The following is a 25,725-nucleotide window of genomic DNA, read 5'->3' as shown; positions in this document are numbered from 1 at the left end:
AGAAACGCTACCCGCTGAGTTTAACACCTGAACTCGGCGGGATTATGCTTTTTATTGGCTAAAAAGCGTGCGGTAAATTCTCTACTGATTTGCGCTAACGTTATGACTCGCCTTTGTCTCCGAAGCGAGGGCGCCTTTTATGCTCACCCTGCTGTTTATTGATTATTTCCTGCAGCATTTGTTGTTGCTCATTGCTGAGGCTATTCCAAAAGGTAAATTGATTTTTTGCTCTCGTAAAAGCATGTTCAAATCGGCTTATTTGGGTTTGTGCTTGCAGTGCTGTCCAGTCAGTTTCGTTCAGGTTTTCAGCAGTGATTAGTCCGATAAACTCAGCTTTGAGCGTTTGATGTGCAGATTTATTTGCTTCTCTATCTGCCTTTTCGGCAGCGCGTTGTGATACGAATAGAGCGTGTTGTTCATCATTTAAGTTAAGCGCTGCGATGAGCTTTTTCTGGCGCTGCTCTTGATGCATTTTACGTTTGCCTTGAGGGCGTTCTTCGTTTTGTTGCTTAAGTTCATTATCAGTTTTTTCGCTATAAGCACCTTCATTAGATGTGTTCAACTCAGTTAAGATCTGTGCTTTTTGCGTATCAGTTAAGGTTAGCCATATTTGGTGTTGTGTTTGAATATTTAACCACATCAATTGGGCTTGTAAATGTAGCTCAGCTTCAAGCGCGCTGTTGATGTCTGCTTCATGCCATTCATCGGTTTGTATTAGGTTGCGTACAGCCTCTCGCACCGATTCCTGATCTGGCTGGTAAGTGTTTTTTGTAGCGCGGTTTTGCTGCATCAATAAACGAACATCTTGACGTTGGCTATTGGTTAAATCCACTTGTTTCAAAAAATGGCGTAAGCTTATTAGCTCTTTTTGCTCTGGGGGATTGGCGCTTGCTGATGGCTGAGCCAAAATAATGGCGAGGGAAATCGCGATGGGAGTAAACAATGATTTTAACGTTCGCATTGAATATGCCTTACTATATTGAATTACAAAAACAGGTTATCAGCACTAGCGCAAAGAAACGCAAAGCCAGTGTAAAGATTACGTAAATCGGCAGCTTGGTAACGTTAGTTTCGGTATTATTTTATAAGTATTCATGCGCCCATTGTTAGGCTGCCGCAGTTTGAAGGAAAGTGTACATGCTAGAAAAGTCTTTGTTGCTGATTGATGATGATCAAGCCCTCACCGAGTTACTACAAGAGTATCTAACCGCGCAAGGATATACAGTTCAAGTCGCTGGTGACGGAGAAGCTGGGCTGCTGGCGGCTAAATCTGGACAGCATTTTGATTTAATTATATTAGATGTCATGCTGCCTAAAGTGGATGGCTTTGAAGTATTGAAACGTTTGCGCAGTACCCACGTTACTCCCGTATTGATGCTGACAGCCAAGGGCGATGACTTTGACAGAATATTGGGGTTGGAGTTAGGCGCGGATGATTATTTGGCAAAGCCATTTAATCACAGAGAGTTGTCTGCCCGTGTTAAAGCTATTGTGCGTCGGGTTGATATTCAGGCCGGCCTGCAGAGTGACAAACAAAAACAGAACATGATTGAAATCGGTGATGTGCAGTTGAACATTGCTGCACAAACTGTGGCGTGTAATTCTCATGACATAGAGCTGACAGGGACAGAGTTTGCTGTACTGAGGTTGTTGATGAGTAGCAGCCCTGACTTAGTGCCGAAGCAAGCAATCAGTGAGCAGGTATTGGGGCGTAAACTCGCCGCGTTTGATCGCAGCATTGATATGCATGTGAGTAATTTACGTAAAAAGCTAAATATGTTTAGCGACCAAGAGAAAATTAAAACCCATCGGGGGGTAGGCTACGTCTATTTAGGTGAGCTATGAAACGCCTGCTCTATTTAAACCCATTTCGAAGTTTGTATGGTCGTATATTTTTGTGGTTCTGGTGTACCACCATCGTCATGATTGTGGGGGCTGTGTGGATTATGCAAAGTATTGCGTCACCCGTTGAGTACCTACCCATGGATGACAAGCAGCATTTTATGCTTGAAAATACCGAGAGAGCCCTGCAACGACAAGTGACGCGCAGCAAAGATGGGCAAACACTGAAAGACATTTTAGAACGTACAGGGCAACGTGGAAAACTCATGGTATTTTTGCTCGAGCCACAAACCAAAGAGTTTACCTTGCGGGGCCCGATGCCGCATTTGCCAAACGAAAAGCCTTTTCTCGATTTAATTGGTTCGGCGAATCCGCTGCGCATAGTGACACCTTTTGGCGATATGTTTGGCCCAGTTACCACCAATATTTCTGGCAAAGATTATCTGTTGTTCGCTGGGCGTCCTAGACCAATGGGGTTCAGTGGTGAATTACGTCACAGACCGCCATTATTACTCATTTTTTTAGTGCTACTCATAAGTGCAATATTATGTTCATTAATTGCTTGGTCTCTTGTGAAACCGTTGAAGCAATTGCAAGTTGCGAGTAAGAGAATGGCGAGCGGCGCTTTGAGTAGTCGTGTTGGCTCAGCCAGTTACCGAGGCGATGAGATTGGGCGGTTAGGAAGAGATTTTAACCATATGGCAGAACAAATAGAGACGCTACTAAATGGCCAGAAGCGTTTACTCGCAGATATCTCTCATGAGTTGCGCTCACCTTTGACTCGTATGCAGCTAGCAATAGGAATTGCACAGCAACAAGAGCCTTCTAAAGATAGCAAGAGTAACGAGCAAGCATTGGCTAGAATTGAAAAAGAAGCTCATCAAATGGAGAGCATGCTTGCCCAGGTTTTGATGCTATCCCGGCTTGACAATAATGCGCGCGTTTCTCAAAAACAAGCGTTGAGTTTTGATACCTTACTCACAGGTTTGTTGGCCGACTGTGAGTTTGAAGCCAACTCCCAAGGTAAAACAGTCACCGTCAATATTGAATCTGATGCCACAATAAACGCTGATGAGGACTTACTAGCAAGCGGTATTGAAAATGTACTGCGCAATGCAGTGAAATACGCGCAGCGCGATGTCTCTTTTACGCTTAAGGTCAAAGATGCGGAAGTAAATATAGCTATTTGTGATGATGGTAAGGGGATTCCTGAATCAGATTTAGAGAATATATTTCAACCATTTTATCGTGTTTCAAGCGCGAGGGAGCGAGATAGTGGTGGTATTGGTTTAGGTTTAGCCATTGCTAGTCGCGCGATTGCAGCCCACAAAGGTAAGATTAGTGCACACAATCAAGTAAATGGTGGATTGTGTGTGCATATTTGCTTACCTATTGACGCCTAACGCTTTTGTTATTTCTCTTTGTTCTCACTGCGTTAGGCCTCTGATAAGCTATAGGGAAAGTGCACCAATAGAGCAGATGTATGACGGGCAAATACCTGATAAGCGCAGAAAAAGACCTTGAGCGAATCTATCAAGATAAGATAAAGCCTTTAATGGGATCTCTTGCTAAAGGTCGCTTTGAAGGGCACTCAGGTATCAATATCAGCTATGCCTACTTACCTCATCCTGATGAGAAAGGAGCGGTTGCCATATCAACCGGCCGAATAGAGTCTTGGGTGAAGTACCAAGAAGTGATTTTCGACCTGTACCAAAATGGTTATTCGGTGTTTATCCATGATCATCGAGGACAAGGCTTATCAGGCCGTATGACACAAAACCCACATATGGGGTTTGTGCATGACTTTTCTGATTATGTTGCTGATTTTAAACTTTTTTATCAGCAGGTTATTGAACCAAACACTCAACACAAACCCCAATTATTATGCCACTCGATGGGATGTGCCATCGGCGCCTTATATGTGTTAGCCCACCCTCAAGATTTCGCTCAACTGATAGTGTGCGCACCTATGTTTGGTATTCGTCCTGCGTTACCAAATTGGTTGGCGAATATGTTGATTGGTACCAATTTATTAATTAGCCGAGGATTAGGTCATGACGCGAGTTACTTTCCGGGCCAGAGAAACTATCGTGAGACTGAGTTTGCGCTTAACGAATTAACCCATAGCAATATACGCTATCGATTATTTCGAGACGAATATAACCTGCAGCCTGAAGTTCAACTAGGCGGCGTGACCGGCCATTGGCTGCGTGCAGCGTTAAAAGCGATGGACACCATTGAAGCCCAAGCGAGTCAAATTACGCTCCCTGTTTGGGCGATTCAAGCAGGGCATGACACAGTCGTGGATAACAAAAGGCAAAGCCGAGTGTTAGCCAACATTCCTCACTGTGAGGTGCAGCACATCGCGGGTGCTAGGCACGAAATGCTGCTTGAAGAAGATAAATACCGGATCCCCTGTTTAGAGGCTATTTTAGCTTTTTTGCACCTTGCACCTGACATATAGGCCTTACTCATATTAGTGCACTTTGTTAGAATCACCGCCATTGTGACTTTTCGTGACCATTTTTATGCTAGACATTGTATTATACCAACCTGAAATTCCGCCCAATACTGGCAATATTATTCGCTTATGCGCTAATACGGGCTTTGCCCTGCATTTAATTGAGCCGTTAGGGTTTGAATGGGACGACAAACGAGTTCGCCGAGCTGGACTGGATTATCACGAATTCGCTAATGTGGTCAGGCATGCGTCTTTGGATGCTTATATTGAATCACGCCAACCTAAACGGGTCTTTGCTTGCACAACCAAAGGGACAACTTTTTTTGCTAAAGCCGAGTATCAAGTAGGTGACGCGTTATTGTTTGGCCCTGAAACACGGGGTTTGCCAAATGAGGTGATCCAAAGCTTGCCACCAGAACAAAGAGTACGCATTCCAATGCTCGCGGACAGTCGCAGCATGAATTTGTCTAATGCGGTATCTGTATTTGTTTATGAAGCATGGCGTCAACTTGATTTCAGTGGCGCGGTGTAGCAGTTGATAAGGTTCAAAGGGTAAGTCTTGTACTTACCCAATGCAGCCATTACGTTAGCGTTTAAATAAACTCGAATGCATCGCCGAACAAGTTTTTCAATATCAACCCTTGCTGGTGGAAGTCTTCTCGTGCGACACCAGCCATTTCAAATCGACCTGCAACATAGACACGATAGGGCTCAAGGCTAACAAAATCTTCAAGTACTGCCTTATGTACATAGCCGGTCTTACCCGACCACTGGTGCCCTGGATGCTCAACCACAGGAACGAAGGTAAAGTGGGCATGTTTCTTATCAAGTGCGACAAGTTCATCGTAGGCATACATGTCTGCGGTAGAACGGGTGCCCCAATATAGGAAAATAGGATCTTTGTGACCTTCAACCGATTCACTTACCTCAAGCATTTTATGCAAAATAGCCTGGGTATAAGAAAAGCCAGTCCCGCCAGCAAGTAAAATAGTGGGCATGCTGCTTTCAAGTTGTGCATACGCGTTGCCTAAACCACCGTTTACCGTGATTTCCCCTTCATTGCGCATTTTTTCAAGCACTTCACCAGCGTAACTATTGCCTGGCTCAGCACCGATATGCAATTGAATGGTGCCATCTTCGCGAGGAGCCGTGGCGATACTAAAGGGGCGTTGATCGCCTTCGTCCATGACGATTTTAAGGTATTGACCAGCCTGGTGGGTAAAAGGCTGCTGAGGTGTCAAGGTCACTAGGCTGACGACAGGGTTGAGAGCAACAATGGAGTCAACCTTACATAGTGTGTGATGCATAATAATGTTCTGCGCTATATCAAATTGCGCTATTTTGAGCGCAAATAATTAAAATGTGATTGAAGGTGTTTTAACAGCGTCAACTATGGGCGCTTATGGTGCCTTCCGAAATGTGCAGAATAACGAGTGGTTCAAACTGCTAAGGTGTACTTCAGTCAATGTTGTAATACAAACAAGAACATTGAAAGTAACAATCTACCATACCAGAGTATAAACTGCTCGGTGCTAAGTTACGAGATGGATCGTTAGACCTTGTTATTTTTAGCTATTTCCCTTTGATTGGATATCACATTGATACACAGTCTTTGTCGTTTTTGGCTTGATTTTATTAACATCTAGTGGTTTATTGGCATAGCATGATATGTAAAATTAGCGGGTTAGCTCGACATACTTTTATATCGCGTTAAGTGGATGTTTATCTTCAAACTTGGTGTGTATATGCTTGGTTTAAGTAAGCTGAGAAAACCCGAATGGATTGTCTTTACCACACAATAATCATCATCGAGGATTGCCAATGTCACTTACGAACGAAATGGTTAACGAGTTTAATTTACTATTGAAGTTTCCCACTACTAGCTTGATGCAAGGCTTGAAAATACATCATGACGCAGAGCCTGAACTCATTGATGCCGCTAAGCGCTTATTTGAAAAAGGCATAGTGACCTTGCCAGATGGCGGCTACTTGACCGATCTTGGTCACGATTTGATTGAACATGCACAAGTGGTGCAGTCTGCGTTGGCAAGTTAACGGGTAACTCTATTCTGACTTGAGTATAGGAAATACATTCGGCAGTTAAGGGTTTACCAATTCAAATTGCTGCCGATAAAACCTTATATGTCTTGGTAAATAGATATCACTATGAAAATGTCATTCTCTAAATTGTTCAATCTAGGCCTGTTTACTGGTTGTTTAAGTTTAATCACAGTAGGGGCTTCTGTTAGTTTTGCGGCAGAAGAGCTCAAAGCCGTCCAGCTATATTCTCAAGATGAGCTATTGCGTTTAATTCATCGCAATGAACATTTAAGTCGCGTTGTTTTAGATGACTGTCAGTTAGTGCAAGACATAGAAGCCAGAGCACAGACCTTAAAAATACCTGCCTATCAATTTTTATGGGGTGACATGCTTGCTTGGGGCGTTTGCGTAGATGCTGAACCCGAGCGTGGTGTTAACTTTATGCGTCAAGCCGCTGATCAAGGTTTACCTGAAGGCTTGGAACAACTTGGTCGGTACTATTCAAAAGGTAAGCTAGTACAACAGGATAAAGAACGAGCGGTGGTCTTTTTACGTGAAGCATCCATGTTGGGCAATCAAAAGGCACAAATTGAATTGGTCGAATTGTTTCTCGACGGTTACGGTAGCCCCTATGATTATGAAGATGCATATCACTGGTTATATAATGCCGTGACCAACGATAAGCAGACGCACCAAAAAATAGCCCACTGTTTATCTGAACTCGAAAAACTGATGCACCCGAAGGCGGTTCGTAAAGCAAAACGGCCTTTAGAGTCTTAAGTCATTCCTTTTTAAAGTCATCACTTTATTCAATGCATTGCAAGTTGGGCTTTATCGTTGTCAATTAAGCGTTTTTAATTGCGTCAGCTTCGTTATACTAGGCACAACATTTACCTAACTTGGAAACGCCATCACTTATATGAGCGACGATCCCTTTTACCAGCGCGAGAAAGAAAAATACGAAAATCCGGTAGCGAGCCGAGAATATCTGCTCGAATTACTGACTAAAGCCAAAAAACCGTTATCCTTTCTTGAATTTTGTCACCTATTAAACGCAGAAGATGAAGATAGTCGTATCGGTATTCAACGTCGTTTGCGGGCAATGGAGCGCGAAGGGCAAATCGAATTCAATCGTGATAAAAAATACGCCAAGCTTAAATTAGAAGAGCTGATTCAAGGGCGTGTGATTGGCCACAGAGATGGGTTTGGTTTTTTAAAGCGCGATGATGGGGAAAAAGACCTATTTATTCATAACGCCCAAATGTCTACCGTGCTGCATGGTGATGTAGTGTTGGTTAAAGAAAGCGGCACTGACAACAGAGGTCGTAGAGAAGCCCGCATCGCGAAAATCATCGAGCCACGTAGCGAGCCTATTGTGGGCCGCTACTTTTTTGAAAACGGCGTGGGATTAGTCATACCGGATGATAGCCGTATTAATCACGAAATTACTATTCCAGGCGAATACGTAAACGGCGCTCGTCAAGGTTTTATCGTGGTAGTAGAGATTGTTCAACGTCCAAGGCGCCGAGTTAACGCGATCGGTAAAGTGTTAGAAGTATTGGGTGAACATATGGCGCCAGGTATGGAAATCGACATGGCCCTGCGCACATTCGATATTCCTCATGTTTGGCCCAAAGGTGTCACTAAGCAAATTTCCGCTCTGACCGAACACGTACCTGAAGAAGCCAAAGAAAATAGAATTGATCTACGCCAACTGCCCTTGGTTACCATTGACGGTGAGGATGCCCGCGATTTTGATGACGCAGTTTTTTGCGAACCATTAGAAGACGGTGGCTGGCAATTATGGGTTGCAATTGCGGATGTGAGTTATTACGTCAGACCTGGCACCGCACTAGATAGCGAAGCGCAAAACCGCGGTAACTCAGTATACTTCCCTGAGCAAGTTATCCCCATGCTGCCCGAAGTGCTATCCAATGGTTTATGCTCTTTGAACCCGCAGGTCGACCGTTTATGTATGGTCTGTGAAATGACCATTAGCGCAAACGGGGAGCTAGCAGAGCATCAGTTCTATGAAGCGGTAATGAACTCCAAAGCACGCCTTACCTACACCAAAGTGTGGGATTTATTGAAAGATGAGGGACAAGCAAACCCTGAATTGCATAAGCGTTACGCGGAGCAGGTTCCCCATCTTAAAAATCTACATGATATGTACCGTACATTAAAACGTAGACGCAATCAGCGCGGTGCCATTGAATTTGAAACGCAAGAAAGTAAGTTTGTGTTTAATGCTCAGCGTAAAATAGACACCATTGTGCCTGTCACGCGTAATGATGCTCACAAATTGATCGAAGAGTGTATGATTTTAGCCAACGTAGCGGCGGCAAAAACCTTAAGTAAGCAAAAGGCTGAAGCATTATATCGCATTCATGACGAGCCAGACTCTGATAGATTGAGCGCATTTTTGTCTTATCTAGCTGAAGTGGGCATCACGCACCACATCAGCAAGGACGCGTCTCCGCAAGAATTCACCGAGGTGATCAGTAAAATTCAGGGGAGAGCGGATCAAGAGCTTATTCAAACTATGCTGCTTCGTTCGATGAAACAAGCTGTATATAGTCACGAAAATATTGGTCATTTTGGTTTAGCGCTTGATGCCTATGCGCACTTTACTTCGCCTATTCGCCGCTATCCTGATCTCGTGGTACATCGTGCTTTAAAAGCCACGATTGATAAAAAACAGCAACGAAAAAGTAAAACTGGGGGGAAAGCGTACACAGAAGAAGAAGTGGATGCTCTAGGGGAGCAATGCTCAATGACAGAGCGACGGGCTGATGATGCAACGCGAGACGTATCAGACTGGCTCAAGTGCGAATTTATGCTCGACCATGTTGGGGATACATTTGATGGGGTTATTGCATCCGTCACCAGTTTTGGCTTCTTCGTACGTCTGACTGAATTTCATATTGATGGGTTAGTGCACATCTCTGCATTAGATAACGATTTTTATCAGTTTGACGAAACCAAGCAGCATTTAGTGGGTGAAAATTCCGGTATTGTTTATCGCCTTGGTGATCCGCTTGAAGTCAAAGTGGCAGGGGTGAATTTAGATGAACGAAAAATTGATTTTGTGTTAGCCAAGGCTCCGCCTAAACCTAGAGGAAGAAAGCGCGCAGCAAAAAAATCGACTTCAACTAAAAAAGACGCAACCAAAAATACCTCAGGTAAAGAAAGCCCAGTATCAAAAGCCGGTGCTAAAGCAGCAAGTGACAGCGACAAAGCTGGCGCAAACAAAAAGAAACCGCGCACGCGTCGTTCGAGTAATAAAGGCGGTACAGCCTCTAAACCTGCTTCGAAGCCACGCCGCTCATCGTCAAATAAGAGGAAGAAGTAAACATGGCTCAACATGAGTGGTTGTATGGAATTCACGCATTAGAAGCTGTTATAGAGCGCGAACCTGAGAGATTAATTGAGCTGTTTGTGCTTAAAGGCCGAGATGATAAACCTATCAACACTATTATTAATCATGCGCGTAAGTTTGGTATTGCAGTGCAGTTTTGTCAGCGCAAAACGTTAGACGACAAAGTCAATGGTGAGCAACATCAAGGTGTAGTGGCAAAAGCCAAACCCGGCAAACAGTTTAACGAAAATGACTTAGATGACATCATCCAGAAAAGCGCGACACCCTTTTTACTCGTACTAGATGGCGTAACCGATCCGCATAATTTAGGTGCATGCTTGCGTACTGCCGATGCTGCAGGAATTGATGCCATTGTGGTACCCAAAGATAACTCGGTTGCCTTAACACCTGTGGTTCGAAAAGTTGCATGTGGGGCAGCAGATCTTATCCCGCTTATTCAGGTTACTAACCTTGCACGTACTTTGCGCGAAATTAAGGACGCTGGCGTATGGGTGGTAGGGACCGCAGGGGAAGCAACCCAAAGTATTTACCAGTGTAAAATGCAAGGGCCAATCGCCTTAGTGATGGGGGCTGAAGGGAAAGGAATGCGCAGACTCACCCGAGAACACTGTGACGAGCTTATTAAGCTGCCAATGGCGGGCTCTGTATCAAGCTTGAATGTATCCGTCGCAACAGGCATTTGCCTATATGAAATAGTGCGCCAGCGGGCGTTATAGTAAATTTTTACACGTTTTAGTTAATTCATGCGCAGCGTTTTTATAAATCTAACTCTGCGCATCCTTCTTATTGATATGATTTCTTCAACAGTTTCTTCGCATCACTTCTGTTTAAGCAAGAGCGTAATGGTGCTTCATTAAAGGCTTCCTGGCCTACGAGTCGCGGTTTGCCTGTCCAGTGTGTATCGTGCTGACTAATTTCCGTGCGGCAACGAACCATATTTCCTTCCTGTTTGAATGCAATCGCGACTCTTTCTGCGCGCCTCACCAAGGGTTCATAAGGGTAACCAGGTAGAGTGTATAGTTTTTCTAATGGCTGAACGGCATAGCTGCTGTGACTCATGAGTAAGGTAAATAGCATTAATAGGGTAAGTCGAAGGGTGTTCTCTAGATTGGTAAACATGTAGTTCTCCTCGTTGTTAATGGCCTTTAAGATAGAGGGTGAAGAGGGGCCTGACAAACGAGCAAAACTAAACTACAGTTAAGTAAAACTTAATCGAGATGTGCAGGTGCGTAAATTACCTCCTTTAAATGCTTTACGTTATTTTTCTGTTGCGGCGCAGACATTGAGCTTCAAAGAAGCAGCAGATCAACTTTTTGTGACCCAGGCAGCTATTAGTCAACATATAAAAACCTTAGAAGCGTTCTTAGGTTGCCCATTATTTATAAGAGGCCATCGAAGTGTCTCTCTTACCCCTGCGGGACAAAGGCTAGCGCCATATGTGGCGTCAGGTTTCACATCATTCTTAAACGGAGTAGACAGCGTAGCAGCAGATGAGCAGCCTAATAGCTTAACCATCACAGCCACTGAGTCTTTGTCAATACGGTGGTTGGTTCCTCGGTTATCGAAGTTCCAAGCATTACATCCAAATATGAATGTTAAAATACAGCCGACAAATACCCTATTAGATTTTGAAGCAAATGATATTGATGTAGCGATACGCTTCGGTAAGGGGACTTATCCAAATTTAGAAAGTCAAAAGTTGCTGGAAGACACGCTGTACTTAGTCTGTCACCCTAGTTTAAAGGAGAAAGCGCTAAGCCCAAAACATCTGCTCAACTTACCGACACTAAAAGAAAAAAGCAGTGATATTATGGTGGCGTGGAATAAATTCTATGAGCTGCACGGCCTCCCTATAGGGCAAGGATTAACCTCGCTCCAAGTAGATGACTCTAGTGTCACCATCATTGAAGCCGCATTAGCGGGGCAAGGTTTTGCGATGATCCGCAACAGTTTGATTTACGAACAACTAGAAAAAGGGCAATTAGTCCGGTTGTTTGACTTCAGTTTCCCCTGTCAATACGCTTATTATTTGGTTGCACCACCTTCTCATTTTTCCCGTTTAAAAGTTCAGAAATTTACGCGTTGGGTCGTCGAACAATTTGGCCAAATCACAAATCCAAACTGAGTTAGCACAAAAGTAGGCCACTTTGTCTATAAAGTGAGCTGTATTAATTTGCTTTATTTACATTGATACGCGAAATAAATGCTGAAGTCTTATAGTTGTTTGACCTGTGTCACTTCAATCGTTATAACATTGTTATCAGAATGTAGAAAAGTGTACTGGAGATGAAATGTCGTTACAAACGCCCTTAGAAATGATGTACCACTGGGAAGATTCAACACCTCAGAAGGTATACTTAAAGCAACCGATTAATGGTGCGGTGATTAGTTATACTTGGGCACAAACGGCAGACAAAGTGCGCCGCGTTGCAGCAGGGTTAATAGCACTTAATTTACCCGCAGGCAGTCACATCGCCTTATTATCAAAAAATTGTGCTGAATGGTTTATTACTGATCTAGCCATTATGTTAGCGGGGCATGTGTCAGTTCCGATATATTCTACTGCAGGCGAAAAAACGATTCAGTACGTTTTAAATCATGCATCTTGCCCGGTTATTTTTGTTGGTAAATTAGATGATACCGCAGAGCAAGTGGCGGCGATCCCTGAGGGCGTGACTAAATTAGCCTTCCCTTATCCGGGCATTGAAGCAGACCAGGATTGGGACAGCCTAATGGCAAATGAGCCCTATATGGAGCGCCCAGTACCTGAATTAGACAGTACCATGACGATTATTTATACCTCAGGGAGTACGGGCAATCCCAAAGGTGTAGTGCACACTTATAATTCCATTAGTTGGGCAGCAAGCAACTCTAAAAACGAATTGAATGTGGGGGCAGATGACCGCATATTGAGTTATCTACCGTTAGCACATATTACTGAGCGTGTACTTGTTGAGATGGCTAGCTTTTATGCAAATACCCAGATCGGTTTTATTGAGTCACTTGATACCTTTAATCGCGATATTTGCCATTTACGACCAACGCTCTTTATATCCGTACCGCGACTTTGGACAAGATTCCAAATGGGCGTATTAGCAAACATGCCTCAGAAGAAACTCGATTTTCTTCTGAAGATACCGTTTATTGGCAATATTGTAGCGGGTAAAATTAGAACGAAACTTGGCTTAGACAAAGCGCGCATGTGTGCCAGTGGTTCAGCGCCAATATCGCCAGCCACGTTAAAATGGTTCTTAAACATTGGGGTGAAAATATCGGAAGGCTGGGGCATGACAGAGAACAGTGCCTACGGCACCTGTTGTGTGCCCTTTAGAGAAGACAAAATTGGTAGTATCGGTCGTGCCTATGAAGGTGTAGACATTCGAATTGGTGATGAAGGCGAGATCCAAGTAAAAGGGCCTTGTAATATGCAAGAATACTATTTGGAGCCAGATAAAACCGCTGAAACATTCACTGATGATGGCTATCTAAGAACAGGTGATAAAGGTGAGATAGACAGTGATGGCTATGTGAAAATTACAGGGCGATTAAAAGAAATATTCAAAACTGCCAAAGGAAAATATATCGCCCCTGTGCCCATCGAAGCGCTGATTATGGGAAATTCTTCTGTTGAGCAGGTGTGTGTTACAGGATCGCAGTTAAAGCAACCTATCGCGTTAATTGTGTTGTCTGAAGATGCGGCAAAACAAGACGAAGATAAAATTGAAAAGAGTCTGCTGGCAACGTTGGAGTCGGTTAATAGTGGTTTAGAAAGTCACGCAGTGCTAGACCGGTTTGTGATCATGAAAGATGATTGGACTGTCGATAACGGCCTTCTGACTCCAACCCTTAAAATCAAGCGTCACTTATTGGAAGAAAAGTATGATGCGTTAATAAATGACACACAGAAGGGAAAGCTGATATACCAGAGCTAACCGATTTGAATTCGCCTCACGGCAGTGGGGCGTGCGTTCCTTCCCTTTTTTAACGTGAAGCGGTAACTGGGTCTTTTAGCATAGCTTTCGTGTTAAAAGGGGATATACAAATGAGCACGTTGAGGTTATCACTTCAGGGGTATCGGTATTAAAACACTCTCCTAAAAATCACGCTTCAATATTATCAAGATAAATTCAGAAATTCATCGCGTAAACCAGCGCCATTTATTCGCTCTAGCGGTCTCTTGCTATTAAGCTGCATTCTTCCCTATTAGTACATTATTTTAAAATCGATTGGGTTTAGCTAACTCTTTGTTTTCAATGATATTTAATTGTTATTTAACCGTGACTGAAAAATAACTTGGCTTTGACACTACTTTTTTGCAAATTCGACTATCGCCACTGTACATTTTCTGTTAGTATTTCGCGCCCTTTTAATAGGGGTATGTATAAAAAGTCAGCAATAACGCTGGTTTTTTAGTAAACAGTACGACTCGTGAGAGTCTTAACTAACAGCGGAGCACTAACATGATCCAAATGCAAACTAACCTGGATGTAGCCGATAACTCGGGTGCTCGCAGGGTTCAGTGTATTAAGGTTCTTGGTGGCTCGCATCGCCGTTATGCACATATTGGCGACATCATTAAAGTTACCGTTAAAGAAGCAATTCCTCGCGGTAAAGTAAAAAAAGGTGATGTGCTAACTGCAGTGGTGGTGCGTACTAGAAAAGGCGTTCGTCGTTCTGATGGATCTTCGATCCGTTTTGATAACAACGCAGCTGTTTTGCTTAACGCAAACAAGCAACCAATTGGTACGCGTATCTTTGGCCCGGTCACTCGTGAGCTTCGTGTTAATAACATGAAAATCGTCTCACTGGCCCCTGAGGTACTATAAGGAGTCACGATAATGGCTAGAAAAATTCGTCGTGATGATGAAATCATCGTTTTGGCAGGTAAAGACAAAGGAAAACAAGGCAAAGTGCTTAAAGTTCTTCCAGCGGCTGACCGCTTAATCGTTGAAGGTGTGAACTTGGTGAAGAAGCATCAGAAACCTAACCCTCAATTGGGCGTTACTGGTGGTGTTATTGAGAAAGAAGCATCAATTCACGTGTCAAATGTAGCGATTGTTAACCCTAAAACGGGTAAAGCAGATCGCGTAGGTTTCCGTTTTGAAGACGACAAAAAAGTTCGTTTCTTCAAATCTGACGGTGAACTGGTTTAATAATTGGAGAGTACGATGGCGAAACTGCATGATTTCTATAAAGAAACAGTAGTAGCGGAACTTGCGAAGCAGTTCAACTACAAAAGCGTCATGCAAGTCCCTCGGATTGAGAAAATCACTCTAAACATGGGTTTAGGTGAAGCGGTAGCAGACAAAAAGGTGTTGGAAAACGCAACTGCTGACATGCAAGCAATTGCTGGTCAGAAGCCTGTTGTTACTGTTGCTCGCAAATCTGTAGCGGGTTTTAAAATCCGTGAAGGTTATCCGATTGGCTGTAAAGTAACCCTACGTGGTGAACGTATGTGGGAATTCTTTGAACGTTTAGTATCAATTGCAATTCCTCGTATCCGTGACTTCCGTGGCTTGAATCCTAAGTCGTTTGACGGCCGTGGAAACTATAGCATGGGTGTTCGTGAGCAAATTATCTTCCCAGAAATCGATTTCGATAAGGTAGATAAAATTCGCGGTATGGATATTACTATCACGACTAGCGCTGAAACCGATGCGGAAGCACATGCACTTCTTAGTGCGTTTAGTTTCCCATTTAAAAAGTAAGGGTAGGGTTATGGCAAAAGAATCAATGAAAGCGCGCGAAGTAAAACGCGCCAAGCTAGTTGCTAAGTTCGCTACTAAACGAGCTGAACTTAAAGCAACTATCAGCAACGTCAACTCTTCTGACGAAGAACGTTGGGACGCTGTTCTTAAGCTACAACAACTTCCACGTGATTCAGCTCGTACACGTCAACAAAATCGTTGTCGTATTACTGGCCGTCCACATGGTTTCCTACGCAAGTTTGGTCTTAGCCGTATTAAGTTGCGTGAAGCAGCGATGCGCGGTGAAGTACCTGGCCTTAAAAAAGCCAGCTGGTAAGGAGTAGCTAATATGAGCATGCAAGATCCTATCGCGGACATGTTTACACGTGTTCGTAACGGTCAGATGGCTAGCAAAGTTTCTGTATCTATGCCTTCATCTAAGTTACGTGTTGCAATTGCAGCCGTACTTAAAGAAGAAGGTTATATTACAGACTTCGCTGTTTCTGGTGACGTTAAACCTGTTTTAGAAGTGACGCTTAAGTACTTCGAAGGCAAGAAAGTAATTGAAAGCATTGAGCGCGTAAGTCGCCCTGGTCTTCGCATCTATAAGAAAAAAGATGAGTTGCCAAAAGTATTGGGTGGTTTAGGTGTTGCTATCGTTTCTACCTCTAAAGGTGTGATGACTGACCGTGCCGCGCGTAAAGCGGGTATGGGTGGTGAGATCATCGGCTACGTAGCGTAAGGGGATAAAAATGTCACGTATAGCAAAAGCTCCTGTAGACGTTTTATCTGGCGTAGAAGTTACTATCGCTGGGCAAGAAGTCACAGTAAAAGGTAAAAACGGTACATTAAGCCGTGTATTCAACGATGCAGTTGAAGTTGTTCAAGAAGAAAACCAACTTAAAACATTACCTCGTGAAGGTGTTGCTAATGGTTGGGCTCAAGCTGGTACAGCTCGCTCTTTGTTAGATGCAATGGTAATTGGTGTATCTCAAGGTTTTGAGAAAAAACTTCAGTTAAATGGTGTTGGTTATCGTGCGGCAGCGCAAGGTAAAAAACTAAATTTAACACTTGGTTTCTCACACCCTGTAGCATACGAAATGCCTGAAGGTATTTCGGTTGAAACTCCTAGTCAAACTGAAATCGTCGTTAAAGGCGCCGATAAGCAGTTGGTAGGTCAGGTTGCAGCTAACATCCGTGGATACCGTCCGCCAGAGCCTTATAAAGGTAAAGGTGTTCGTTACGCTGATGAAGTTGTGCGTCGTAAAGAAGCTAAGAAAAAGTAGGTAGGTGATACGATGGATAAGAAATCAGCTCGCTTGCGTCGCGCTACACGTGCACGCAAAAAAATTAGTGAACTGGCCGCGCATCGCTTGGTTATTAACCGCACACCACGCCATATATATGCCCAGTTGATCGCTCCTTGCGGTTCACAGGTTTTGGCGGCGGCTTCTACTGTTGAAGCAGATCTTCGCACTACCGTTAAGTCAACGGGTAATGCAGAAGCTGCGGTAGCAGTTGGTAAAGCGATTGCAGAACGAGCTATCGAAAAAGGCATTAAGACTGTTGCTTTCGATCGCAGCGGTTTTAAGTATCACGGTCGAGTTAAGGCATTGGCTGATGCTGCTCGTGAAGCAGGTCTTCAGTTCTAGGAGTTAATTATGGCTAAAGTAGAAGTTCAACAACAGGGTGACCTGTTAGAAAAACTAATTGCTGTAAACCGTGTATCTAAAGTAGTTAAAGGTGGTCGCATCTTTAGCTTTACTGCTTTGACAGTAGTAGGTGACGGGAATGGTCGTGTTGGTTTTGGTTACGGTAAAGCACGTGAAGTGCCTGCTGCAATTCAAAAGGCTATGGAAAAAGCGCGCCGCAATCTTGTGGACGTTGATCTAAATGGCAACACGCTACAGCACCCAATTAAAGGTCGTCATTCAGGCTCTAAAGTCTACATGCAACCCGCATCAGAAGGTACTGGTATCATTGCCGGTGGTGCAATGCGTGCAGTACTTGAAGTCGCTGGCGTACAAAACGTACTTTCAAAATGTTACGGATCAACCAATCCTATTAACGTTGTGCGTGCAACTATCAATGCGTTGACAGAAATGACTTCGCCTGACCAAGTTGCCGCTAAGCGTGGATTGTCTGTAACACAGATTTTGGGGTAATTGAACATGGCTAAGATGATAAAAGTTAAGCAAACCAAAAGCGCTATCGGTCGCCTTCCAAAGCATAAGGCAACTCTTACCGGTCTAGGTTTACGTCGCATCGGTCATGTTCGTGAACTCGAAGATACCCCTTCTGTTCGTGGCATGATCAACCGTGTATTTTACATGGTTGAAGTAGTGGAGGAGTAACAGATGCATTTAAATACTCTTGCTCCTGCACCAGGAGCAAAAAAATCGATTAAGCGTCTTGGACGTGGTATGGGTTCTGGTCTAGGTAAAACTGGTGGCCGTGGTCACAAAGGTCAAAAGTCTCGCTCTGGCGGTTCTGTAAAGCCTGGTTTTGAAGGCGGACAAATGCCAATTCAGCGTCGTCTACCTAAGTTCGGTTTCACTTCACGTAAGTCTATGGTTTCTGACCAAGTTACGTTGAGCGAAATTGCTAAGGTAGAGGGTGAAGTGGTTTCACTTGAAACTTTGAAAGCAGCAGGTCTTGTTAAGAAAGAAATGTTGTTTGTAAAAGTGCTTAAGAGCGGTGAAATTTCACGAGCTGTTACTATCAATGGTTTGAAGGTTACAAAAGGCGCGCGCGAAGCAATCGAAGCGGCCGGCGGTAAGGTAGAGGAATAAGCTAGATGGCTAAACCAGGATCAAATTCAAGCGCAAAAGGCGGCTTGAGTGAGCTTAAATCAAGATTGTTGTTCGTACTTGGTGCGATAATTGTGTTTAGGCTTGGCTCATATGTGCCTATTCCTGGTATCGACGCCGCGGTGTTGGCTGAATTATTCGACCAGCAAAAGGGTACCATTGTAGAAATGTTTAATATGTTCTCTGGTGGTGCTCTTGAGCGTGCCTCGGTTCTTGCCCTGGGTATAATGCCATACATTACAGCTTCCATTATCATTCAGTTGCTTACTGTTATGCATCCACCGATGATGGAACTAAAAAAAGAAGGCGAAGCAGGACGTCGTAAAATTAGTCAGTACACACGTTATTTCACGTTGGTGTTGGCTACATTCCAAGCGATTGGAATAGCGACAAATTTACCTAATCTGATTTCAGGTTTGGTCATTAATCCTGGGTTCGGTTTTTACTTTACAGCTGTTGTGAGTTTGGTTACCGGTACCATGTTTTTAATGTGGTTAGGTGAGCAAATTACAGAGAGAGGTATCGGTAACGGTATTTCTATATTGATTTTCGCGGGTATCGTGTCAGGTTTGCCTACGGCCATCGGCCAAACAGCAGAGCAAGCACGACAAGGTGATTTGAACTTATTGTTCTTGTTACTTATCGGCGTAATAATAATTGCTATCACGTATTTTGTAGTCTTCGTAGAACGTGGTCAACGTCGTATTGTCGTTAACTACGCCAAACGTCAGCAGGGCCGCAAGGTCTTTGCCGCGCAAAGTACGCATTTACCGTTAAAGGTAAATATGGCAGGTGTTATTCCACCGATTTTCGCGTCAAGCATCATTTTGTTTCCTGGAACCATTGCAAATTGGTTTGGTCAGAATGAGTCATTTTCTTGGTTACAAGAAGTGGCATTGATGTTGTCCCCAGGACAACCTCTGTATGTGATGTTTTACGCTGCTGCGATTATCTTCTTTTGTTTCTTCTATACCGCGTTGGTATTTAATCCTCGCGAAACAGCAGATAACTTGAAGAAATCTGGTGCGTTTGTTCCAGGGATTCGTCCTGGTGAGCAGACCTCACGATACGTTGATAAGGTAATGACTCGCTTAACCCTAGCTGGCGCGCTTTATATAACCTTTATTTGTTTGGTGCCTGAATTCATGTTGATAGCTTGGAACGTGCCGTTTTATTTCGGCGGAACCTCTCTACTAATTATGGTAGTTGTTATCATGGACTTTATGGCGCAAGTGCAGACACATTTGATGTCTCATCAATATGAGTCTGTTCTTAAGAAAGCTAACCTTAAGGGCTACGGCCGTTAAGCTAGCGATTTACGGAGTGATGAAATGAAAGTTCGTGCATCCGTCAAGCGGATTTGCCGTAACTGTAAAGTCATTAAGCGCAACGGTGTTGTGCGTGTGATTTGCAGTTCTGACCCTAAGCATAAGCAAAGGCAAGGTTAATCGTATGGTTTGCGGAATTGCTAAATACGATAGTATCCGCAAACCTTAATTTGCAATTTTGTCATCGGGTAAGTATCCTATCGGGCTTTTTAGGCTGATGACATAAACTATGAGGAGTACTGTTAATGGCCCGTATCGCTGGCATTAACATCCCTGAGCACAAGCACACTGTAATCGCGTTAACCGCGATCTTCGGTGTTGGCTCTACACGTGCACAAAGCATTTGTGAAGCTGCTGGTGTTGCAGAGACAACCAAGATCAAAGATCTTGATGAAGCACAAATTGATAAATTGCGTGACGAAGTTGCGAAATTCACTGTCGAAGGTGATCTTCGTCGTGAAGTATCAATGAGCATTAAACGTTTGATGGACCTAGGTTGCTTCCGTGGTATTCGCCACCGTCGTAGTCTTCCTCTACGTGGTCAGCGCACTAAAACTAATGCGCGTACCCGTAAAGGTCCTCGCAAAGCAATTAAAAAGTAAGCGGGGAATAAGATGGCTAAAGCTCCTACTAAAAGCACGCGTAAGCGCGCAAAACGTCAAGTTGCTGACGGTATGGCTCATATCCATGCCTCTTTCAACAACACAATAGTGACAATTACAGATCGTCAAGGCAACGCTTTGTCTTGGGCTACATCTGGTGGTTCAGGTTTCCGTGGTTCACGTAAATCTACCCCTTTTGCTGCTCAGGTAGCTGCTGAACGTGCTGGTACAGCCGCTCAGGATTACGGTTTGAAAAATCTAGAAGTATTCGTTAAAGGTCCAGGTCCAGGTCGTGAATCTGCTATCCGTGCTTTGAATGCTGCTGGTTATAAAATCACTAATATTACCGATGTGACGCCTATTCCTCACAACGGTTGTCGTCCACCGAAAAAACGTCGCGTTTAATCGACGGACTGTTGGAGAAAGATAATGGCAAGATATTTGGGTCCAAAACTCAAACTTAGCCGCCGCGAAGGAACAGACTTGTTCCTTAAGAGTGGCGTTCGAGCAATCGAATCAAAATGTAAAATTGACAATGCACCTGGTCAACACGGCGCACGTCGTGGACGTTTGTCTGACTACGGTGTTCAATTACGTGAAAAGCAAAAAGTTCGTCGTATGTACGGTGTTCTTGAAAAGCAATTCCGTAACTACTATAAAGAAGCGGCACGCTTAAAAGGCAATACAGGTGAAAACTTGTTGCAACTTTTAGAGCAACGTTTAGACAATGTTGTTTACCGCATTGGTTTTGCAAGCACTCGTTCTGAAGCGCGTCAACTCGTTAGCCACAAAGCAATTTTGGTTAATGGTCAAGTTGTTAACGTTCCTTCTTTTAATGTTTCTGCTGATGATGTTGTTTCTGTTCGCGAAAAAGCTAAAAAACAAGCTCGTATTGTTTCTGCTTTAGAGCTTGCTGAGCAACGTGAGAAACCAACTTGGATTGAAGTAGACAGCAAAAAGATGGAAGGCACATTTAAACGTGTTCCTGAAAGAACTGATTTGTCTGCTGAAATAAACGAACAGTTGATTGTCGAACTTTACTCTAAGTAAAGCTTAAAGAAGAGAGGTAACAATGTCGGGTTCTGTAACTGAATTCTTAAAACCAAGGTTAGTTGAAATTGATAACGTTTCGCCTACACGCGCAAAGGTCACTTTAGAGCCGTTGGAGCGTGGTTTTGGTCACACATTGGGTAATGCGTTACGTCGTATTCTTTTGTCATCTATGCCAGGTTGTGCAGTGACTGAAGTTGAAATCGACGGTGTATTACACGAGTACAGCACCAAAGAAGGCGTTCAAGAAGACGTTATTGAAATATTGCTTAACCTTAAAGGTTTGGCGGTACGTCTTGAAGGCAAAACCGAAGCAACACTAACATTAGTGAAGTCCGGTGCGGGCCCAGTATTAGCTGGAGATATCCAGCATGATGGTGATGTTGAAATCGTTAACCCAAGTCACGTTCTTTGTACTTTAACTGGCGAAGCTGAACTCAGCATGCGTATTAAAGTAGAAATGGGTCGTGGGTACGTTCCAGCGTCAACTCGTCGCTCTTCTGAAGAAGATGATCGCCCAATTGGTCGTTTATTGGTTGATGCTTCATTTAGTCCGATATCACGTATTTCGTACAATGTTGAGTCTGCTCGTGTTGAACAACGCACAGATTTAGACAAGTTAATCATCGATATGGAAACCAACGGTACTATTGATCCTGAAGAAGCAATTCGTCGTTCAGCTACAATTTTGGCTGAGCAACTAGACGCATTTGTTGAACTTCGTGATATGTCAGAACCTGTTGAGAAAGAAGAGAAGCCGGAATTCGATCCGATTCTTCTTCGTCCAGTTGATGACTTGGAACTTACTGTACGTTCAGCTAACTGCCTTAAAGCAGAAGCAATACAATATATTGGTGATCTAGTACAACGTACCGAAGTTGAGTTGTTAAAAACGCCTAACTTAGGTAAAAAATCTCTTACCGAGATTAAAGATGTACTAGCTTCTCGTGGGCTTTCACTGGGCATGCGCCTAGAGAACTGGCCACCAGAAAGCATCGCAGAAAAAGATTAATCAGATTTAAAACTGATTTTTAAAGAAGGATAGGACTATGCGCCATCGTAAGAGTGGTCGTCAGTTAAATCGTAATAGTAGTCACCGTCAAGCGATGTTTCGCAACATGGCTGGCTCATTGGTGAAGAGTGAGTTGATTAAAACAACTCTTCCTAAAGCGAAAGAACTACGTCGCGTAATTGAACCTCTTATCACACTTGCTAAGCAAGACAGTGTTGCTAACCGTCGTTTAGCGTTTGCACGCACTGGTGATAAAGAAGTTGTAGGTAAGTTATTTAATGAACTTGGCCCTCGCTATGAAGAGCGTCCTGGTGGATACATTCGCATTTTGAAATGTGGTTTCCGTACAGGCGATAATGCTCCAATGGCTTATGTAGAATTAGTAGACCGCCCTGAAGTGGAAGAAGTCGTTGAGACTGAAGAAGCTGAAGCGGAATAATAATTCCTACAATAAAAAAACCGGATATTAATCCGGTTTTTTTATGTCTGTAATTTAGTTATACGAAAGGGGTTATTCTTCGGAAACTTCCCTTAAGGCTGCAGTGATCTCTTCATCTGTCGCTCCACCTTCTTTTGCATACTTATATATATTCTCTTCGTCAAGCCCAAAGTTTTGTGCCGTTTCAATAATGCGTTTCACGTTATCTCTTTGTGCGCCAGACTCTCTAACGGCAGTGCTTACTACACTTTCTGCATCATTAGGAAATACGGCAAGTAATGCCTCAACTACGTACTCTCCCACTAGAGGTACCGCACCAATTGCAGAACCCAATATCTCTACTATTTTATTAGGATGTTGCTGAGCCAATGACTGAACGATAAAGTCAGCTGAATCAGGCTCCGTAATAACTGCCACTCTAACAATCTCATTAAGCTCTTCGGGCGTTGAGTTTGCAGCAGCTGTCACTACAAAGTCTACATAACTTGGTTCAGCGTTTATTGCTGTTTTAACAATTGCGGTGCAGCTTGCAATTTCTTTATCTAATGCAATTTTGACAATGTCTTCAGTAAGCATTGGTTGTGCAGAGATTGCAGCATGAATAATTTCTTGATATTTATCGGGATACATATCTAGTGCAGTGCTAACTACACTGGATGTTTCTTGAGGGTAATTGCTGGCGATGCTTTTAACTGCGCGACCGATAGACATGTTTTGTGCAACTTGGCGTTTTACAAATGAACTTGTCGCGTGGTTATCATTTGTTTCGGTATTTTCTTGAGCGTTTACAGTACAAGCAGCAGAGACTAGGCTCGTGATAATCGCTATTCTTATTATTTTTCTCATTCTTTCAGATATCCAGTAGCTAAAACTAACTTCAACGTAATGACATCCGTGCCACTTAAGAGTCTAAACTTAACAACAAATTTACTAAATAGACAGTAAAGAGCAAGTTTTGTTCAAATATTATTCTCTTTAATGAGTATTTCAGTTTTATTGCACTTTTTCGAAATAAACACTTGCGATCAAACTTTGGATCTCTATAATGCGCATCTCGCTTCGGGACAGCCGCTAAAATAGCTGAAACGACACTGGATTTTCCAGGTGATTTAAGACTTTTTTAAAAGTGTTCAATCAGCGTGATGCAGGGCGGTTTAGTTTGATTTTTCAGTTTTCGATTCGCTTCAAAAATTGATTTAAAATTAAATAAAAATAACACCTTGACATCGAAGATTGAGAGCGTATTATACGCCTCCCGCTTGAGAGGGTCCACGGACAGCATCTTAAGCCGCTTCTAAGGAAGCACGCTACTTCGGTAGCAATGTTCTTTAACAATTAATAACAAGACAATCTGTGTGGGCACTCACTTGATGAGTGTCTACCAAAAAAATTCATGTTCGATAAATATTTAATTGAAGAGTTTGATCATGGCTCAGATTGAACGCTGGCGGCAGGCCTAACACATGCAAGTCGAACGGTAACATTTCTAGCTTGCTAGAAGATGACGAGTGGCGGACGGGTGAGTAATACTTAGGAATATGCCTTTGTGTGGGGGATAACCATTGGAAACGATGGCTAATACCGCATAACGTCTTCGGACCAAAGGGGGCCTTGGCTCCCGCGCAAAGAGTAGCCTAAGCGAGATTAGCTTGTTGGTGAGGTAAAGGCTCACCAAGGCGACGATCTCTAGCTGTTCTGAGAGGAAGATCAGCCACACTGGAACTGAGACACGGTCCAGACTCCTACGGGAGGCAGCAGTGGGGAATATTGCACAATGGGGGAAACCCTGATGCAGCCATGCCGCGTGTGTGAAGAAGGCCTTCGGGTTGTAAAGCACTTTCAGTTGTGAGGAAAGGTTGATGGTTAATACCCATCAGCTGTGACGTTAGCAACAGAAGAAGGACCGGCTAACTCCGTGCCAGCAGCCGCGGTAATACGGAGGGTCCGAGCGTTAATCGGAATTACTGGGCGTAAAGCGCACGCAGGCGGTTTGTTAAGCTAGATGTGAAAGCCCTGGGCTCAACCTGGGAATTGCATTTAGAACTGGCAGGCTAGAGTTTTGGAGAGGGGAGTGGAATTCCAGGTGTAGCGGTGAAATGCGTAGATATCTGGAGGAACATCAGTGGCGAAGGCGACTCCCTGGTCAGTAACTGACGCTCATGTGCGAAAGTGTGGGTAGCGAACAGGATTAGATACCCTGGTAGTCCACACCGTAAACGCTGTCTACTAGCTGTTTGTGGATTTAATCCGTGAGTAGCGAAGCTAACGCGATAAGTAGACCGCCTGGGGAGTACGGCCGCAAGGTTAAAACTCAAATGAATTGACGGGGGCCCGCACAAGCGGTGGAGCATGTGGTTTAATTCGATGCAACGCGAAGAACCTTACCTACTCTTGACATACTAGAAACTTTTCAGAGATGAATTGGTGCCTTCGGGAATCTAGATACAGGTGCTGCATGGCTGTCGTCAGCTCGTGTCGTGAGATGTTGGGTTAAGTCCCGCAACGAGCGCAACCCCTGTCCTTAGTTGCCAGCCTTAAGTTGGGCACTCTAAGGAGACTGCCGGTGACAAACCGGAGGAAGGTGGGGACGACGTCAAGTCATCATGGCCCTTACGAGTAGGGCTACACACGTGCTACAATGGCGAGTACAGAGGGAAGCAAACTTGCGAGAGTAAGCGGATCCCTTAAAGCTCGTCGTAGTCCGGATTGGAGTCTGCAACTCGACTCCATGAAGTCGGAATCGCTAGTAATCGCAAATCAGAATGTTGCGGTGAATACGTTCCCGGGCCTTGTACACACCGCCCGTCACACCATGGGAGTGGGTTGCAAAAGAAGTAGCTAGTTTAACCTTCGGGAGGACGGTTACCACTTTGTGATTCATGACTGGGGTGAAGTCGTAACAAGGTAACCCTAGGGGAACCTGGGGTTGGATCACCTCCTTACTATTAGGTCGGCCTCATCAGGCTGAGTGTTCACACAGATTGTTTTGTTGTTAGTAAAGAAGAGCAAAAAAGAAGTGCTTGGGATATTCAAGCAACTTGTCGCAATGTTCGAAAGAAGATTGCGAAGTGGATT

31 protein-coding genes and 1 rRNA gene are annotated in these 25,725 nt (G+C 43.8%); 28 read left to right on the top strand and 4 right to left on the bottom strand.

Annotated features, from left to right (window positions below; genetic code table 11):
* Window positions 1-100: 100 nt before the first annotated feature.
* Window positions 101-961, bottom strand: a complete 861-nt coding sequence (locus tag FX988_RS08630; protein WP_160179232.1) for a Spy/CpxP family protein refolding chaperone — start codon at window positions 959-961, stop codon at window positions 101-103.
* Window positions 962-1,137: 176 nt separating this feature from the next.
* Here FX988_RS08630 and FX988_RS08625 point away from each other — a divergent pair, with 176 nt between their 5' ends.
* The 4 genes from FX988_RS08625 (at window position 1,138) to trmL (ending at window position 4,835) form a co-directional block, all read left to right on the top strand.
* On the top strand, window positions 1,138-1,845 hold the full coding sequence (locus FX988_RS08625; RefSeq protein WP_160179231.1) for a response regulator transcription factor: 708 nt from the start codon (window positions 1,138-1,140) through the stop codon (window positions 1,843-1,845).
* Window positions 1,842-3,245 (top strand): ATP-binding protein, encoded by a 1,404-nt coding sequence (locus FX988_RS08620; RefSeq protein ID WP_160179230.1) that lies wholly within the window; start codon window positions 1,842-1,844, stop codon window positions 3,243-3,245. Before FX988_RS08625 ends, FX988_RS08620 begins: the two co-directional genes overlap by 4 nt.
* An 80-nt stretch (window positions 3,246-3,325) precedes the next feature.
* Window positions 3,326-4,306: an alpha/beta fold hydrolase gene (locus FX988_RS08615; RefSeq protein ID WP_160179229.1), complete on the top strand. Its 981-nt coding sequence runs from the start codon at window positions 3,326-3,328 to the stop codon at window positions 4,304-4,306.
* 64 nt (window positions 4,307-4,370) lie between these two features.
* A complete protein-coding gene (gene trmL, locus FX988_RS08610; protein WP_160179228.1) occupies window positions 4,371-4,835 on the top strand; it encodes a tRNA (uridine(34)/cytosine(34)/5-carboxymethylaminomethyluridine(34)-2'-O)-methyltransferase TrmL in 465 nt (154 codons plus the stop codon).
* A gap of 61 nt (window positions 4,836-4,896) precedes the next feature.
* On the opposite strand, the gene fre is transcribed toward trmL, so the two are convergent.
* A complete protein-coding gene (gene fre, locus FX988_RS08605) occupies window positions 4,897-5,610 on the bottom strand; it encodes an NAD(P)H-flavin reductase (protein WP_160179227.1) in 714 nt (237 codons plus the stop codon).
* Window positions 5,611-6,124: 514 nt separating this feature from the next.
* Between fre and FX988_RS08600 the strand changes: the two genes are divergently transcribed.
* From FX988_RS08600 to rlmB, 4 genes are all read left to right on the top strand, one after another.
* On the top strand, window positions 6,125-6,358 hold the full coding sequence (locus FX988_RS08600; RefSeq protein ID WP_007989315.1) for a TIGR02647 family protein: 234 nt from the start codon (window positions 6,125-6,127) through the stop codon (window positions 6,356-6,358).
* A gap of 111 nt (window positions 6,359-6,469) precedes the next feature.
* Window positions 6,470-7,123 (top strand): tetratricopeptide repeat protein, encoded by a 654-nt coding sequence (locus FX988_RS08595; protein ID WP_160179226.1) that lies wholly within the window; start codon window positions 6,470-6,472, stop codon window positions 7,121-7,123.
* 139 nt (window positions 7,124-7,262) lie between these two features.
* Entirely contained in the window at window positions 7,263-9,695 is a 2,433-nt protein-coding gene (rnr, locus tag FX988_RS08590) for a ribonuclease R (protein WP_160179225.1), read from the top strand.
* Window positions 9,696-9,697: 2 nt separating this feature from the next.
* Entirely contained in the window at window positions 9,698-10,438 is a 741-nt protein-coding gene (rlmB, locus tag FX988_RS08585; protein WP_160179224.1) for a 23S rRNA (guanosine(2251)-2'-O)-methyltransferase RlmB, read from the top strand.
* 67 nt (window positions 10,439-10,505) lie between these two features.
* On the opposite strand, the gene FX988_RS08580 is transcribed toward rlmB, so the two are convergent.
* Complete coding sequence (locus FX988_RS08580) at window positions 10,506-10,841, bottom strand: hypothetical protein (protein ID WP_160179223.1); 336 nt, start codon at window positions 10,839-10,841, stop codon at window positions 10,506-10,508.
* Window positions 10,842-10,947: 106 nt separating this feature from the next.
* On the opposite strand from FX988_RS08580, the gene FX988_RS08575 reads away from it, so the two are divergent.
* From FX988_RS08575 to rplQ, 19 genes are all read left to right on the top strand, one after another.
* Window positions 10,948-11,847, top strand: a complete 900-nt coding sequence (locus tag FX988_RS08575) for a LysR substrate-binding domain-containing protein (protein ID WP_160179222.1) — start codon at window positions 10,948-10,950, stop codon at window positions 11,845-11,847.
* Between the two features lie 166 nt (window positions 11,848-12,013).
* Window positions 12,014-13,654, top strand: coding sequence for an AMP-binding protein (locus tag FX988_RS08570; protein ID WP_160179221.1), 1,641 nt, complete (start codon window positions 12,014-12,016; stop codon window positions 13,652-13,654).
* A gap of 528 nt (window positions 13,655-14,182) precedes the next feature.
* Window positions 14,183-14,548, top strand: coding sequence for a 50S ribosomal protein L14 (rplN, locus tag FX988_RS08565; protein WP_006990572.1), 366 nt, complete (start codon window positions 14,183-14,185; stop codon window positions 14,546-14,548).
* 12 nt (window positions 14,549-14,560) lie between these two features.
* On the top strand, window positions 14,561-14,875 hold the full coding sequence (gene rplX, locus FX988_RS08560) for a 50S ribosomal protein L24 (protein WP_160179220.1): 315 nt from the start codon (window positions 14,561-14,563) through the stop codon (window positions 14,873-14,875).
* Window positions 14,876-14,890: 15 nt separating this feature from the next.
* Window positions 14,891-15,430, top strand: coding sequence for a 50S ribosomal protein L5 (gene rplE / locus FX988_RS08555; RefSeq protein ID WP_006990570.1), 540 nt, complete (start codon window positions 14,891-14,893; stop codon window positions 15,428-15,430).
* Between the two features lie 10 nt (window positions 15,431-15,440).
* On the top strand, window positions 15,441-15,746 hold the full coding sequence (gene rpsN / locus FX988_RS08550; protein WP_006990569.1) for a 30S ribosomal protein S14: 306 nt from the start codon (window positions 15,441-15,443) through the stop codon (window positions 15,744-15,746).
* 12 nt (window positions 15,747-15,758) lie between these two features.
* The gene (rpsH, locus tag FX988_RS08545; RefSeq protein WP_160179219.1) at window positions 15,759-16,151 is read left to right on the top strand and encodes a 30S ribosomal protein S8; all 393 of its coding nucleotides are present in this window, start codon (window positions 15,759-15,761) and stop codon (window positions 16,149-16,151) included.
* 10 nt (window positions 16,152-16,161) lie between these two features.
* Complete coding sequence (gene rplF, locus FX988_RS08540; protein ID WP_160179218.1) at window positions 16,162-16,695, top strand: 50S ribosomal protein L6; 534 nt, start codon at window positions 16,162-16,164, stop codon at window positions 16,693-16,695.
* A gap of 12 nt (window positions 16,696-16,707) precedes the next feature.
* Window positions 16,708-17,061: a 50S ribosomal protein L18 gene (rplR, locus tag FX988_RS08535; RefSeq protein WP_006990566.1), complete on the top strand. Its 354-nt coding sequence runs from the start codon at window positions 16,708-16,710 to the stop codon at window positions 17,059-17,061.
* A 9-nt stretch (window positions 17,062-17,070) separates the two neighbouring features.
* Complete coding sequence (gene rpsE / locus FX988_RS08530; RefSeq protein ID WP_006990565.1) at window positions 17,071-17,574, top strand: 30S ribosomal protein S5; 504 nt, start codon at window positions 17,071-17,073, stop codon at window positions 17,572-17,574.
* A gap of 6 nt (window positions 17,575-17,580) precedes the next feature.
* On the top strand, window positions 17,581-17,763 hold the full coding sequence (gene rpmD / locus FX988_RS08525; protein WP_006990564.1) for a 50S ribosomal protein L30: 183 nt from the start codon (window positions 17,581-17,583) through the stop codon (window positions 17,761-17,763).
* 3 nt (window positions 17,764-17,766) lie between these two features.
* Window positions 17,767-18,201 (top strand): 50S ribosomal protein L15, encoded by a 435-nt coding sequence (rplO, locus tag FX988_RS08520; RefSeq protein WP_007989298.1) that lies wholly within the window; start codon window positions 17,767-17,769, stop codon window positions 18,199-18,201.
* A gap of 5 nt (window positions 18,202-18,206) precedes the next feature.
* Window positions 18,207-19,526 (top strand): preprotein translocase subunit SecY, encoded by a 1,320-nt coding sequence (gene secY / locus FX988_RS08515; RefSeq protein WP_006990562.1) that lies wholly within the window; start codon window positions 18,207-18,209, stop codon window positions 19,524-19,526.
* 24 nt (window positions 19,527-19,550) lie between these two features.
* Window positions 19,551-19,667, top strand: coding sequence for a 50S ribosomal protein L36 (gene rpmJ / locus FX988_RS08510; RefSeq protein WP_007104309.1), 117 nt, complete (start codon window positions 19,551-19,553; stop codon window positions 19,665-19,667).
* A 125-nt stretch (window positions 19,668-19,792) separates the two neighbouring features.
* Window positions 19,793-20,149 (top strand): 30S ribosomal protein S13, encoded by a 357-nt coding sequence (gene rpsM, locus FX988_RS08505; protein WP_006990561.1) that lies wholly within the window; start codon window positions 19,793-19,795, stop codon window positions 20,147-20,149.
* Window positions 20,150-20,161: 12 nt separating this feature from the next.
* Window positions 20,162-20,554: a 30S ribosomal protein S11 gene (gene rpsK, locus FX988_RS08500; protein WP_006990560.1), complete on the top strand. Its 393-nt coding sequence runs from the start codon at window positions 20,162-20,164 to the stop codon at window positions 20,552-20,554.
* Window positions 20,555-20,578: 24 nt separating this feature from the next.
* On the top strand, window positions 20,579-21,199 hold the full coding sequence (gene rpsD / locus FX988_RS08495; RefSeq protein ID WP_006990559.1) for a 30S ribosomal protein S4: 621 nt from the start codon (window positions 20,579-20,581) through the stop codon (window positions 21,197-21,199).
* Window positions 21,200-21,221: 22 nt separating this feature from the next.
* On the top strand, window positions 21,222-22,211 hold the full coding sequence (locus FX988_RS08490; RefSeq protein ID WP_007989285.1) for a DNA-directed RNA polymerase subunit alpha: 990 nt from the start codon (window positions 21,222-21,224) through the stop codon (window positions 22,209-22,211).
* Between the two features lie 37 nt (window positions 22,212-22,248).
* A complete protein-coding gene (gene rplQ / locus FX988_RS08485; RefSeq protein WP_160179217.1) occupies window positions 22,249-22,650 on the top strand; it encodes a 50S ribosomal protein L17 in 402 nt (133 codons plus the stop codon).
* 72 nt (window positions 22,651-22,722) lie between these two features.
* Here the strand turns inward: rplQ and FX988_RS08480 are convergent, their stop codons facing one another.
* The gene (locus FX988_RS08480; protein ID WP_160179216.1) at window positions 22,723-23,496 is read right to left on the bottom strand and encodes a hypothetical protein; all 774 of its coding nucleotides are present in this window, start codon (window positions 23,494-23,496) and stop codon (window positions 22,723-22,725) included.
* A 563-nt stretch (window positions 23,497-24,059) separates the two neighbouring features.
* On the opposite strand from FX988_RS08480, the gene FX988_RS08475 reads away from it, so the two are divergent.
* Window positions 24,060-25,592 (top strand): 16S ribosomal RNA (locus FX988_RS08475).
* Window positions 25,593-25,725 lie beyond the last annotated feature (133 nt).

The organism is Paraglaciecola mesophila, assembly GCF_009906955.1.
Taxonomy (GTDB): domain Bacteria; phylum Pseudomonadota; class Gammaproteobacteria; order Enterobacterales; family Alteromonadaceae; genus Paraglaciecola; species Paraglaciecola mesophila_A.
Note: the sequence above shows the minus strand (reverse complement) of the source record. Positions and strands in the feature narration are given on the sequence as shown.